General features: G+C 70.7%; 11 protein-coding genes and 1 tRNA gene. 9 read left to right on the plus strand and 3 right to left on the minus strand.

From position 1 onward, the window contains the following. Positions 1-954: an NAD(+) diphosphatase gene (gene nudC, locus ACK4HH_RS07860; RefSeq protein ID WP_409650461.1), complete on the plus strand. Its 954-nt coding sequence runs from the start codon at positions 1-3 to the stop codon at positions 952-954. Continuing rightward, positions 951-2,681 carry an ATP-dependent helicase gene (locus tag ACK4HH_RS07865; RefSeq protein WP_409650463.1) on the plus strand — a complete coding sequence of 577 codons (1,731 nt, stop codon included), beginning with the start codon at positions 951-953 and terminating at the stop codon, positions 2,679-2,681. Before nudC ends, ACK4HH_RS07865 begins: the two co-directional genes overlap by 4 nt. Here the strand turns inward: ACK4HH_RS07865 and ACK4HH_RS07870 are convergent. Beyond that, complete coding sequence (locus ACK4HH_RS07870) at positions 2,566-3,495, minus strand: hypothetical protein (RefSeq protein WP_409650465.1); 930 nt, start codon at positions 3,493-3,495, stop codon at positions 2,566-2,568. The genes ACK4HH_RS07865 and ACK4HH_RS07870 overlap by 116 nt on opposite strands. A gap of 77 nt (positions 3,496-3,572) precedes the next feature. Then, positions 3,573-4,976, minus strand: coding sequence for a zinc-dependent metalloprotease (locus ACK4HH_RS07875; protein ID WP_409650467.1), 1,404 nt, complete (start codon positions 4,974-4,976; stop codon positions 3,573-3,575). Between the two features lie 130 nt (positions 4,977-5,106). Here ACK4HH_RS07875 and ACK4HH_RS07880 point away from each other — a divergent pair, with 130 nt between their 5' ends. The 5 genes from ACK4HH_RS07880 to ACK4HH_RS07900 all read left to right on the plus strand — a co-directional run bounded on the left by ACK4HH_RS07880 (position 5,107) and on the right by ACK4HH_RS07900 (position 11,757). Further along, on the plus strand, positions 5,107-6,246 hold the full coding sequence (locus ACK4HH_RS07880; RefSeq protein ID WP_409650469.1) for a PDZ domain-containing protein: 1,140 nt from the start codon (positions 5,107-5,109) through the stop codon (positions 6,244-6,246). Between the two features lie 86 nt (positions 6,247-6,332). Then, positions 6,333-9,227: a UPF0182 family protein gene (locus ACK4HH_RS07885; RefSeq protein WP_409650471.1), complete on the plus strand. Its 2,895-nt coding sequence runs from the start codon at positions 6,333-6,335 to the stop codon at positions 9,225-9,227. A gap of 17 nt (positions 9,228-9,244) precedes the next feature. Continuing rightward, complete coding sequence (locus tag ACK4HH_RS07890; RefSeq protein ID WP_409650473.1) at positions 9,245-10,129, plus strand: class I SAM-dependent methyltransferase; 885 nt, start codon at positions 9,245-9,247, stop codon at positions 10,127-10,129. 125 nt (positions 10,130-10,254) lie between these two features. Continuing rightward, complete coding sequence (locus ACK4HH_RS07895; RefSeq protein ID WP_409650475.1) at positions 10,255-11,631, plus strand: GAF domain-containing protein; 1,377 nt, start codon at positions 10,255-10,257, stop codon at positions 11,629-11,631. 49 nt (positions 11,632-11,680) lie between these two features. Continuing rightward, positions 11,681-11,757: transfer RNA gene (locus ACK4HH_RS07900), tRNA-Met, on the plus strand. On the opposite strand, the gene ACK4HH_RS07905 is transcribed toward ACK4HH_RS07900, so the two are convergent. Continuing rightward, on the minus strand, positions 11,714-12,160 hold the full coding sequence (locus ACK4HH_RS07905) for a helix-turn-helix domain-containing protein (protein WP_409650577.1): 447 nt from the start codon (positions 12,158-12,160) through the stop codon (positions 11,714-11,716). The genes ACK4HH_RS07900 and ACK4HH_RS07905 overlap by 44 nt on opposite strands. An 18-nt stretch (positions 12,161-12,178) precedes the next feature. Here ACK4HH_RS07905 and ACK4HH_RS07910 point away from each other — a divergent pair, with 18 nt between their 5' ends. Beyond that, complete coding sequence (locus tag ACK4HH_RS07910) at positions 12,179-12,346, plus strand: helix-turn-helix domain-containing protein (protein ID WP_409650477.1); 168 nt, start codon at positions 12,179-12,181, stop codon at positions 12,344-12,346. A 30-nt stretch (positions 12,347-12,376) separates the two neighbouring features. Beyond that, on the plus strand, positions 12,377-12,745 hold the full coding sequence (locus tag ACK4HH_RS07915; protein ID WP_409650479.1) for a hypothetical protein: 369 nt from the start codon (positions 12,377-12,379) through the stop codon (positions 12,743-12,745). Positions 12,746-12,754: the final 9 nt, after the last annotated feature.

Genomic DNA, 12,754 nt, shown 5'->3' on the forward strand with positions numbered 1-12,754 from the left:
ATGCCCCCTTCGTTGACGCAGCGCCTGCCGCTCTCGCGCTACCGCATCGACCGCGATCACGCCGCCCGCGACCGTCCGCAGCTGTTCGACGAGCTCGCCGTCGACCCCGAGGCGCGTATCGTCGCGCTCTGGCGTGGCGAGGTGCTGCTGGCTGCGGCGCGGGATGCGGCCGCTGCTCCCGCGCTCGCCCTGCTGCCGTGGTCCAGCGCCCCCGTCGAGGCGCTGCGCATCTATCTCGGCCGCACGCTCGAGGCCGAGGGCGGGGTCGCCGCGGGTGCCGCCATCACCGCGATCGTGCTCGACGACGAGTCGGGCCCCGCGCTCGAGCCCGACGTCACCCGGTGGGCGTCGCCCCGCACGCTCGGCCACCGCCTGGGCGACCGCGACGCGGGCCTCGCGATCGAGGCCCTCGGCCTGGCCAACTGGCACGCCACGCACCGCTTCTCGCCGCGCACCGGCAACCCCACGGTCGCAGCCAAGGCCGGCTGGGTGCGCGTCGATGTCGAGACAGGCGCCGAGCTCTTTCCCCGCACCGACGCCGCCATCATCGTGGGCATCACCGACGCCGACGACCGCATCGTGCTCGGCAGCAACGCGCTGTGGGAGTCGAACCGCTTCTCGCTGCTCGCGGGCTTCGTCGAGCCGGGCGAGTCGCTCGAGGCCGCCGTGGTGCGCGAGGTGTTCGAGGAGTCGGGACTGCGCGTCGTCGACCCCGAGTACGTGGGCTCGCAGCCCTGGCCGTTTCCCGCCTCGCTCATGCTCGGCTTCCGCGCCCGGCTCGACCCCGCGCACGCCAACGACCTGCGCCCCGACGGCACCGAGATCCTCGACCTGCGCTGGTTCAGCCGCGACGAGCTCGCCGCGAGCCTCGGCGAGATCCTGCTGCCGGGCCGCACCTCGATCGCCCGCGCGATCATCGAAGACTGGTTCGGCGCCCCGCTCGATGCGCCATGACCGCTGACTCAGCCCCCGCCTCGGCGCCCGCGGTCAGTCCCGAGCGCCTGCTCGCCGCCCTCGACGACCACCAGCGACAGGTGGCGGAGGCGCTGCTCGGGCCCGTCTGCGTGCTCGCCGGCGCCGGAACCGGCAAGACCCGCGCCATCACGCACCGCATCGCTTACGGCGTGGCGACGGGAGCCTACGACCCGCAGCGCGTCATGGCGCTGACCTTCACGACGCGCGCGGCCGGCGAACTGCTCGGCCGGCTGCGGGCGCTCGGCGCCGAGGGGGTCGCGGCGCGCACCTTCCACTCGGCGGCGCTGCGGCAGCTGCACTACTTCTGGCCCATCGTCGTCGGCGGCACGCCCCCGCGCGTGCTCGAGGGCAAGGGCCCGCTGCTCGGGCAGGCCGCGGGCGCCCTCAAGCTCAGCCTCGACACGGCGGGGCTGCGGGATGCCGCTGCCGAGATCGAGTGGCGCAAGGTCAGCCGCCTCTCGATCGACGACTACGCCCGCGCCGCCTCCAGCCGCACGCTTCCCGCCCGCCTGAGCGTGGACGCGATGGTGGCCCTGCAGCAGACCTACGAGCGCATCAAAGACGAGCGCCGCCAGATCGACTTCGAAGACGTGCTGCTCGCCACGGCGGGCATGATCGAGAACGAGCCGCGCGTCGCCGACCAGGTGCGCGCGCAGTACCGCTTCTTTGTCGTCGACGAGTACCAAGACGTCTCGCCCCTGCAGCACGACCTGCTGACGCTGTGGCTCGGCGGGCGGCGCGAGCTCTGCGTCGTCGGCGACGCCTCGCAGACGATCTACTCGTTCGCGGGCGCGACGAGCGACTACCTCGTGCGCTTCGGCAGCGAGTACCCCGAGGCGCGCGTCGTGCGGCTAGAAGACAACTACCGCTCGACGACCGCCATCGTTACGCTCGCCAACCGGCTCATGCGCGGGCGGCTAGGCGCGCTCACGCTGCACGCCGCGAGCGAGGGCAGTGCTCGAGGGGCGACCCCCTCGGTCAGCAAGCACGTCGACGATGCCGCCGAAGCGGCATCCATCGCCCAGTCGATCGCGCGGCGCATCGCCGACGGCACGCCGCCCGAGTCGATCGCCGTGCTCTACCGCATCAACACGCAGTCGATCGCGCTCGAGTCGGCGCTCAGCCGCTTCGGGGTGCCCGTGCAGTCGCGCGCCGACAGCCGCTTCTTCGACCAGGTCGAGGTGAAGCAGGCGATCATGCTGCTGCGCGGGGCGTCGATCTCGATCACCGACGAGCCGCTCTTCAAGAGCGTGAGCGACGTGCTGCGCGGGCTCGGCTGGCGGCAGGACCCGCCCGAGGGCGGCGGCGCCGAGCGCGCGAAGTGGGAGAGCATGAACGCCCTGCTCGGCTTGGCGGAGGAGTCGCCGAAGGGCACGACGCTCGCCGACTTCGTGCGCGAGCTGCAGCGCCGCCAGCAGCAGCAGCACGCGCCGACGCGGTCGGCGGTGACGCTCTCGACGCTGCACGCGGCGAAAGGCCTCGAGTGGGACTGCGTCTACATCGCGGGCCTCAGCGAGGGGCTCGTGCCCATCACGTTCGCCCAGGGGCTCGAGGCGATCGACGAAGAGCGCCGGCTGTTCTACGTCGGCATCACGCGGGCACGAACGGTGCTCGAGCTGTCGTGGGCCCAACGGGCGACCTCGGCGCGTGCCGAGCGCGCGCCGAGCCGTTTTCTCGACGAGGTGCGGGCTCCGGCAACGGGCTGAGCACGCGGCACCCGCAGTCGTCGAGCGCGGCCCACGACGCGGTCGTGCGCGCACCCGAGTCGGCGTCGAGGCGAACGCTCACCGACGGGGCCGCCTCGTCGAGGGGCTTCAGGATGCCCGTTCGCAGCAGGCGCAGCGCTTCGACCGCCGCCTCCGTCGCGAGCGCGGGCGACTCGGCCGCGGCCGGCGCGCCCCACAGCTGCGCGGCGATCGCGGGGCGGGCCGGGTCGTCGAGCGTTCGTCGACGCTCGACGCAGCCGAGACACGCGGTCGCGCCCGGGCGCACGAGGGGCCCGATCGTCACGGCCGCCTCGCCGAAGATCACGGGCAGGTGCGGCACATCGCGCCGCAGCCAGCGCTGGTGCGCGCGCGGGTCGATGACGTGGGCGCTCACGAGCACGACGGCGTCGGGACGGCGACCGCGAGCGGCGCTCGCCGTCGCGTCGCCCTCGGGGTGCTCGGGCGCCCGCAGCGTCACGGCGTGGCCAGCCTCGCCCAGCACGGCCGCCACCCGTTGCGCGCCGACCCCCGCGCCCACCACGGTCAGGGCCGCGGATCGGGTCGCGGGTGCCGCGGTCGCGAGAGCGGGCGCGAGCGTGGCGAGCAGCTGCTCGACCCGGTCGCACGGCACGGCCGACTGGTCGGCGAGCATCTCGAGGCCCGCGCGCGTCACGCCGACGGCGAGCGCATCGACGAGCCGTGCGTCGCCCTCGCTGACCGCGTCGATCGTGGCGAGCACCGGGTCCACCCCGATCTGCAGGCTGTGCGGCGTGCGCCAGACGATCGGGCGGCGGGGGTCGAGTCGCAGGGTCATGGCGCACATGATGCGCATGGCGCAGCGAGCGCGGGCCGCGCATCCACAGCCCGCTCGTCGACGGGCGGGGCCGGTGCCTAGGCGGTCGGTTCGTCGGGGCGGTGCGGCTCGTCGGGTGCCTCGCCCGGGGCCCCCTCGATCGGCCGGTCGCCGCTCTCGTCGGCGAGCAGCTCGCTGAGCGCCTGGTCGAGGGCGTCAGGCTCGATGCTGCCGGCGCCCTGCAGGCTCGCGATCACGCGCGCGGGGTCGTCGATGTCATCGGCGCCGGGCAGCAGGTCGGGGTGCGCCCACAGCCCGTCGCGGGCATCGGCCCCCACGGCATCGGTGATGCGCTGCCAGAAGGCCGCCGCCTCGCGCAGGCGGCGCGGCCGCAGCTCGAGGCCGACGAGCGTCGCGAAGGCGCTCTCGGCCGGACCGCCCGCGGCGCGGCGACGGCGCACGGTCTCGGCCACGGCATCCGCCTTCGGCAGTCGACCGGTCGCGTGCGCCGTGACGACGTCGACCCAGCCCTCGATGAGGGCCAGGGTCGTCTCGAGGCGGCCCAGCGCGGCCACCTGCGCCTCGGTCTTCGGCGGGATGAGAGCACCGCTCGTGAGCGCCTCGCGCAGGCTCTCGGGGTTCGACGGGTCGAACTCGGCCGCGAGCGACTCGATGCGCGAGGTGTCGATGCGAATGCCGCGCGCGTAGTCGGTGATGGCGCTGATGAGGTGCTGCCGCAACCAGCGGGCGTGCCGGAACAGGCGCGCGTGGGCGAGCTCGCGCACCGCCAGGTAGAGCTGCACCTGGTCGGCGGCGATGTCGAGGCCCTCGCCGAACGACGACATGTTCTGGGGGATCAGCGCGGCCTGCACGTCGGTGTCGTCGCGGCCGGGCAGCAGCGGGATGCCGATGTCGCCGCCCGAGACCACCTCGGCCGCGAGCTGGCCCACGACGTGGCCGAGCTGCAGCGAAAAGAGCGTGCCGCCGAGCGAGCGCATCATCTGCCCCGCGTTCGCGACCATGCCCTTGAGCTCGTCGGGCACCTGCTGGTCGAGCACCTCGGTGAGCGAGTCGGAGATCGAGGTGGCGACGGGCTCGGCGAGCTGGGTCCACACCGGCAGGGTGAGGCGCGCCCAGTCGGCGCGCGTCAGCAGCGTGGGCTCTGAGGTCAGCTGCGTGATCGAGGTGGCCTCGTCGAGCCAGAGCGCCGCGACATTGAGCGCCTGCCGCAGCTGCTCGAGCTCGGCCGAGCTCGAGCGGATCGAGCCCTGCGCCGCGATGCGCCCGGCCTCGTCTTTCGCGAGCTGCCAGTCGACCCCGTCGGCGTTCGCGCTCATGGCCTTCTGCAACTGACCCATGAGGCGCGCGACCATGAGGGGGTCGGTCGGCAGGCCGGCCGCCCCGGCGAGCTTGGCCGGATCGAGGTCGCCCTCACCGGCCAGAAACCGCTGGAGCATCTCGCGCAACTCGTCGTCAGCCCCGCCTAGGGGATCCTCAGCCATGGTTCCTACGCTAGTGCGAGTGCCTCGGCGGCCGATGGGTTTTCGCCTAGGCTTTGCCCGCGGCTCTGCGCCGTGGGCGAACACCTGCCCGTGCCCGCCGGCCGAGCAGAGCACCCTCGAGAGGAGCCCGGTGAGCCTGTTCACCGCAGACGCGCGCGGCGATGGCCTCGACGATGCGCACGATCCCGTCGTGGCCGACGCGCGCCTGCGCGGTCGCCGCGTCGGCTGGCTGCTGCTCGCCCTGACCCTGTTCGGGGTCTTCGGCCTCGCGGTGCTGCCGTCGCCGTACGTCATCGAGCGCCCCGGCCCGGTCTTCGACACCCTCGGAACCGTCTCGGTCGACGGCGACGAGGTGCCGCTCATCGAGATCCCCTCCGAGCCCACCTACGACACGGCCGGATCGCTGAGCCTGCTCACGGTCAACGTCTACGGCAATCGCGACCAGCCGCCCTCGTGGTTCGAGGTCATCCGTGCCTGGCTCGACCCGAGCCAGTCGGTCGTGCCCGTCGACTCGGTGTTCCCGCCCGGCCTCAGCACCGAAGACCGCCGCGAGCAGAGCCGCATCGACATGGAGAACTCGCAGCAAGAGGCCGTGGCGGCCGCGCTGCGCGCGCTCGGCGAGCCCTACGAGAGCCAGCTGCGAGTCGTTGAGACCCTCGCCGAGAGCCCGGCCGAGGGCATCCTGCGCGGTGACGACATCATCACGGCCGTCGACGGCGAGCCGATTCGGGATGTCACGGCGCTGCGCGCCGCGATCGCGGCCAACGGCATCACGCAGCCGGTGTCGATCGACGTCGTGCGCGCGGGGACGCAGCGCACCCTCGAGGTCACCCCGGTGCTGAGCGAGGGCGACGAGCCCGTGCCGGTGATCGGCGTGCTCATCGCGGGCGAGTACGTGTTCCCCTTCGACGTCAACATCGAGCTCGAGAACGTGGGCGGCCCGAGCGCCGGCATGATGTTCGCCCTCGGCATCATCGACAAGCTCACGCCCGATTCGCTCGCGGGCGGGGCCGAGGTCGCCGGCACGGGCACGATCGGCGCTGACGGCACGGTCGGGCCGATCGGCGGCATCGTGCAGAAGATGCACGGCGCGGTCGGCGCGGGCGCCGACTGGTTCCTCGCCCCGGTGGGCAATTGCGATGAGGTCGTGGGCAACGTGCCTGGCGACCTCGAGGTGTTCTCGGTCGCCTCGCTCGACGAGGCGATCGGCGTGCTGCAGGCGATCGCCGACGATGCTGGTCTCGACGAGCTGGCGCGCTGCGAACGCTAGCGGCGAACATCCCGTCGACCGGGCCACTTCCAAGACTCGCCCCAGTAGTCTGACCGGGTACGCCCGCCGACTCTGGGAGCACCCTCGTGACGTCCACCGCAACGCCGCCCGCCAATCGTTCCCGCGCGACTCTCGCGATCAGCGCCGCCATCGTCGGCGCGCTCGTCGTGCTGTTCTTCGTGTTCGCGAACGTCTACACCGACATCCTGTGGTTCGACCAGCTCGGGTTCCTCAACGTGCTCACGACCCAGTGGTTCGCGACGGGCGGCATGTTCCTCGTCGGGTTCCTCGGCATGTTCCTGCCCGTGTGGGCGAGCCTGCAGATCGCGTACCGCGCGCGCCCGGTCTACGCGAAGCTCAACTCGCAGCTCGACCGCTATCAAGAGGTCGTCGAGCCCCTGCGCCGCGTCGCGATGCTCGGCATCCCCGCCGTGCTCGGCCTCTTCGCCGGCGTCACCGCCGCGGGCCAGTGGCAGATGGTGCTGCAGTGGTGGAACCGCACGCCGTTCGGCCAGGTCGACCCGCAGTTCGGGCTCGATATCTCGTTCTTCGTCTACGAGCTGCCGTTCTGGCGCGGCGTCATCGCGTTCGCTTCCGCCGTCGTGCTGCTCGCCGGTATCGCCGCCGTGGCCACGAGCTACCTGTACGGCGCCATCGCCGTCAACGGACGCGAGATCCGCATCTCGCGCACCGCGCGCATCCAGCTCGCTCTCACGGCCGCGATCTACATCGCCCTGCAGGGCGTCAGCATCTGGTTCGACCAGTACGCCACCGTGATCCAGCCGAGCGACGGCTTCCTCGCCATCGGCGCGGGCTTCACCGAGGTGAACTCGACCATTCCGAGCCGCGGCATTCTCGCCGGCATCGCGCTGCTCGTCGCCGCGCTCTTCGTCATCACGGCCGTCATTGGGCGCTGGCGCCTGCCGATCGTCGGCACGGCCCTGCTGCTCGTGAGCGGACTGCTGATCGGCAGCGTCTACCCGTGGATCGTGCAGCGGTTCCAGGTCGAGCCCAACGCGCGCGAGTTCGAGGCGCCCTTCATCGAGCGCAATATCGAGGCGACGCGCGACGCCTACAACGTGTCGGGCATCGAAGAGATCTCGTACGACGCCGTCACCGACGCCGAGCAGGGCGCGCTGCGCGAAGACGCTGAGACGACGGCGAACATCCGCATCATCGACCCGGCGCTCGTGACCGAGGCCTTCGCCCAGCTCGAGCAGTTCCGGCAGTACTACCAGTTCCCCGAGTTCCTCGACGTCGACCGCTACGAGATCGACGGTCGCACGCAAGACACCGTCATCTCGCTGCGCGAGCTCAACCCCGACGGCCAGACGTCGCAGAACTGGTACAACAACACGATCGTCTTCACCCACGGCTACGGCGTGGTGGCCGCCTACGGCAACCAGCGCACCGACGACGGCCGCCCGCAGTTCCTCGAGGGCGGGATTCCCGCGAGCGGGTCGCTCACGAGCGAGCTGGGCGAGTACGAGCCGCGCGTGTACTTCGGCGAGTTCTCGCCGACCTACTCGATCGTCGGCGGCGGTGACAACCTCGAGCTCGACTTCCCCTCGGAGGGCAACGAGGATCAGGCCGGCAATGCCACCTACACCTTCACGGGCGACGGCGGACCGACGCTCGACAACGTGTTCAAGCGGCTGCTGTACTCGATCAAGTTCCAGTCAGAGCAGATCTTCCTCTCCGAGGCCGTGACCGACGACTCGCAGATCCTCTACGAGCGCAACCCGGTCGAGCGCGTGCAGAAGGCGGCGCCGTACCTGACGCTCGACTCCGACCCGTACCCGGCGATCGTCGACGGCCGCATCGTCTGGATCGTCGATGGCTACACGACCTCGGCGAGCTACCCCTACTCGACGACCGTGGCGCTGAGCGAGGCGATCGCCGACACCTACACGCCGGCTCCCGCCTTCCCGCTCGACCAGATCAACTACATCCGCAACTCGGTCAAGGCGACGGTCGACGCGTACGACGGCTCGGTCACGCTCTACGCGTGGGACACCGAAGACCCGATCCTGCAGACCTGGCAGAAGGTGTTCCCCAACACGCTCGAGTCGGCTGAGGGCATGAGCGAGCAGCTGCTGTCGCACGTGCGCTACCCGGCCGACCTCTTCAAGGTTCAGCGCAACATCCTCGGCGCGTACCACGTGACCGATCCGGGTTCGTTCTTCTCGACCGATGACGAGTGGCGCACGCCGAACGACCCGACGTCGCTCGCCGCGGCCCCGACCCTGCAGCCGCCCTACTACCTGACGATGCAGGTGCCGGGGGCCGATGCGCCGGGCTTCACGCTGTACTCCACCTTCATTCCGCGCACCGCGAGCGAGAACGAGCGCAACGTGCTCACGGGCTATCTCGCGGCGAACGCCGACCCCGGTGAGGACTACGGCAAGCTCACGCTGCTCACGCTGCCCTCGCAGACGATCCCCGGCCCGGGCCAGGTACAGAACCAGTTCAACTCCGACCCGATCGTGGCGAACGACCTGGCCCTGCTGCAGCGCGGTGAGACCGAGGTGCTGCGCGGCAATCTGCTGACGCTGCCGATCGGCGGCGGCTTCCTCTACGTGCAGCCCGTCTACGTGCAGTCGACGGGTGAGACGAGCTTCCCGCTGCTGCGCAAGGTGCTGGTGGCCTTCGGTGACTCGATCGCCTTCGAAGACACGCTCGACGAAGCGCTCGACTCGCTGTTCGGCGGCGACTCGGGTGCTGCGGCGGGCGACGGCGACGTCGATCCGGTCGATCCCACGGATCCGACCGACCCGACCGACCCGACGGAGCCCACCGACCCGACCGAGCCCGGTACGGGCGTCGAGATCTCGGCCGAGCTCGCGCAGGCGCTGCAAGATGCCCGCCAGGCGCTGCTCGATCGCGAGCAGGCCTACGCCGACAACGACCTGGTCGCGGCGGCCGAGGCCGACGAGCGCCTGCAGGAGGCGATCGAGCGCGCTCTGGCCCTGAGCGACTAGCAGGCGGTGCCGTAGCGATGGGGGCATCCGAGACGCCCGAGTGGGCCCGGCTCAACCGGGAGCACTGGGACGAGAAGGTGCCCGTGCACGTGGCGAGCGAGTTCTACGACCTCGCTCCGTTGCGCGCGGGTGAGGGCCGCTTGTACCCGGTCGAAGAGGCCGAGCTGCCGCACATCGCGCCCGAGGGCTGGCAGGGGAAGCGCGTGCTGCATCTGCAGTGCCACTTCGGCGCCGACACGCTCGTGCTCGCCCAGCGCGGTGCCGAGGTCGTCGGGCTCGACTTCTCGATGCCCGCGGTGAAGCAGGCGCGCGCGCTCGCCGACGAGCTCGGACTCGCCGACCGCAGCCGCTTCGTGTGCGCCGACCTGTACGACGCGCGCCACGCGCTGCCGCAGCCCGAGAGCTTCGATGTCGTCTACACGACGTGGGGCACGATCGGCTGGCTGCCCGATATCGCCGAGTGGGCCCGCATCATCGCGTGGTTTCTCAAGCCCGGCGGGCGGATGTACTTCGCCGACGGGCATCCCGCCGCATTCGTCTTCGACGACCCGCGGCCGGGCGCGCCGACGGCTGACCTCGACGGCGGCCCCGCGCGCTTCCCGACCGCCCGCTTCTCGTACTTCGAAGCGCAGCCCCTCGATCTCGACGAGGGGGCTGATTACGCCGATCCGGATGCGGAGCTCGCGAACTCCCGCACCGTCGAGTGGATGCATCCCCTCGGCCAGACGCTCACCGCGCTCATCGATGCGGGCCTCTCGATCGATTTCGTGCACGAGCACGACGCGGTTCCGTGGCAGATGTTCTCGGTGCTCGAGCCGCGCGGCGACGGACTCTGGGGGTGGCCCGCGACCCCCTGGTTGCCGCTCGGGGTGAGCCTCGGTGCGACCCGCCGCGAGCACTGAGCCGAGCGTTCGCGAGTAGACAGCTCGTTCTGTCCCTCATAGGGGAGTGCCCCGCTCTGGGGATGACTTTCGACGGGGCCGCATCCCTAGCCTGGAGCGCGAAGGGGGGCTTGGAAGGAAGCCTCGTGTCGGCACTGACTGCCGCTGCACTGCACCTCGCTCGTCCTTTCATGACGGCCTGGGCCGCGTGGCGCGACGACGAGCTCTCGTCGATGCCTCGACCCCACGGACTGCCGCGCGCGGTGGCAGACGGCCCGTCGGCGGACCGCATCCTTCTCATCGGATCCGGGCCCGCCGTCGGATGGGGGGTCGCGTCGCACGACCTCGCCCTGCCCGGTGCCCTCGCCCGCGCCCTGCGCGCCTCGACGGGTCGCGGGGCCATCGTCGACGTCATCGCCGACCCGCAGATGACCGCGTCGAACCTCGCGGGCGTGCTCGCGGGCACGCGCCTCGATCGCTACGACGCCGTCGTCACGACGGTCGGCACGAACGACGCGCTGCACTTCACGACCCCGTTCGAGTGGCGCCGCCGCATCGCCCGGGCGCTCGACCTGTGGAGCTCGCGCGCGCGCGGCGGCACCCTGCTGCTCATGGTGGGCGTGATTCCGCTGCGGCTGCTGCCGACCTTCACGGGCATCGCCGCCCGTTCGGTCGATCGGCTCTCGCTCGTGCTCAACCGTGAGACCGACGAGATCGTCGAGCAGCACCCGACGGTACGCACAACCCTGCTGCCCGCGCCGGCCGGCGGGGCGTGCGACGCCCTCGGCCGTTTCACGCCCGAGGGCTACGAGTTCTGGGCGGCGCAGCTCGCCGCGGAGCTCGTCGAGCACCTGGACGAGCTCGCCGGCGATCTCGACCGCACGGCCGAGATCGCCGAACGGATGACGACGGGAGTCGATGACGGCGACCGCATCGCCGAACTGCTGAGCGACGGTGCCACGAGCCTCGAGCGCATCGTCACGATCGCCGCTGCGGCCTTTCAGGCGCCCACCGCGATCGTCTCGGTGCTCGGCCCAGATACGCAATGGCATGTCTCGCGCTTCGGCATCGACCTCGAGTCGCTGCCCATCGAGCAGTCGTTCTGCGCCGTCGCGGTGCGCACCGATGACGGCATGGTCGTGCCCGACGCCACGCACGACCCACGGTTCGCGCGCAACCCGCTCGTGGCGGGCGGGGCGCACGTGCGGTACTACGCCGGTGTGCCGATCGAAGACCCTCTGGGGCGTCGCATCGGCGCGCTGTGCGTCGTCGACACGCGACCGCGCAACGTGACGACCGACGCCGAGCTCAGCATGCTGCGCAGCCTCGCCGAGAAGGTGCAGCGCATCGTGTGGGCGACCGTCGCCCGCGCGGCGGCGGGCGAGCCGGTCGCGCCGCAGACCCCCGCGGTGGCCGCTGCGCCCGCCTCGGCGCGGGTCGAGCAGCCCTTGCGCCTGCTGCCGGCGAGGCCCGCGTACCAGCGCCCCGAGCGGCCGGTCGCCCTTGTGGCCGCGGTCGGCTGAGGGCGCTGATTCGACCCCGTCTGCCGAGACTGCTACCCTGGAAGCACGCCGCGGGGTGGAGCAGCTCGGTAGCTCGCTGGGCTCATAACCCAGAGGTCGTAGGTTCAAATCCTGCCCCCGCAACCAAAGTCATTGCCCCTGCCGCTCTCGCGGCGGGGGCAATTTCCTTTTGCGGGGACGCTGCCTCGATCGGTTCGAACCCGAGCATGTAGTTGGGGGACACACCGAACACCTCGCACAGCGAGAGTAGGTCCTCGAGCGACCAGCGGTTTCTTCCCGTCATTTTGACGGCCACTGTAGGCGCGGCGATCCCGATAAGCGATCCAAGTCGACGCTGAGTCATGCGCCCGTTTATGAACATCAGGTGATTGACGCGTTGGGCCACTCTCTCGGCGGAATCGAGTCTTTCCATGCGTTCTGCTCCCATGAAGATCACTCTACCCCCGGTATCCGCTAGAAACAACGTCAGATATGACCTGATCGTTGAACAACACGCTATAACGCATCGGCGTTTGCAAAACGTATTCATACCTGTACGATCTGTCCCATGACGCCTCAGACCAGATTCCTCAAGGTCACTGAGTACGCAGAGCTCATGCGCATCACGCCCACCACCGTGAGAACACTCATCAAGGAGCGACAGCTCGACGCCCTGAAGGTCGGTGGGCAGTACCGGATCCCGAATCCGATGTACGAGGAGCCCAAAAGTGCGTGACGAGCTCTTCTGCCGACGGGGATCTGCATAGTGATCACGCGTATTGATCTCTTGACGCCCTCGGAAACCCAGCGAATCGATCTCAGGGCTCGGCACATTTATCGAGGCTTGCCTCCATTGATCGCATGGGATGACGCCGGGGAAGCCACACGGAGCGAGTTCCGCCGGCGCGCGATGAGGCTGATGCTGTTCGACGGCTCGCTTCTCAGTGGCGCTGACCCCGCGGGTGAGGACTATGGGCTGGCTGAACTGCAAGCACTCGAAGCTGAGGCGTGGGCGGTGATCCGGCGCGAGGTGGGGCCGGGCGACATCTGGTCAGCCTCGTCCGGTGGGTTGAGTGGCAACGGGGTTGTCGTGGCCGACGGTGACGAAGGGGTGGTGACCGACGATGGCAACTGACGCACTGGA

The organism is Microcella sp., assembly GCF_046296455.1.
In the GTDB taxonomy this organism is placed as follows: Bacteria; Actinomycetota; Actinomycetes; order Actinomycetales; family Microbacteriaceae; genus Microcella.

Coding starts and splice junctions, on each gene's coding strand:
- ACK4HH_RS07905 (WP_409650577.1), bottom strand. CDS start 12,160: ATGAATACGTTTTGCAAACGCCGATGCGTTATAGCGTGTTGTTCAACG.
- nudC (WP_409650461.1), top strand. CDS start 1: ATGCCCCCTTCGTTGACGCAGCGCCTGCCGCTCTCGCGCTACCGCATC.
- ACK4HH_RS07870 (WP_409650465.1), bottom strand. CDS start 3,495: ATGACCCTGCGACTCGACCCCCGCCGCCCGATCGTCTGGCGCACGCCG.
- ACK4HH_RS07865 (WP_409650463.1), top strand. CDS start 951: ATGACCGCTGACTCAGCCCCCGCCTCGGCGCCCGCGGTCAGTCCCGAG.
- ACK4HH_RS07890 (WP_409650473.1), top strand. CDS start 9,245: ATGGGGGCATCCGAGACGCCCGAGTGGGCCCGGCTCAACCGGGAGCAC.
- ACK4HH_RS07910 (WP_409650477.1), top strand. CDS start 12,179: ATGACGCCTCAGACCAGATTCCTCAAGGTCACTGAGTACGCAGAGCTC.
- ACK4HH_RS07875 (WP_409650467.1), bottom strand. CDS start 4,976: ATGGCTGAGGATCCCCTAGGCGGGGCTGACGACGAGTTGCGCGAGATG.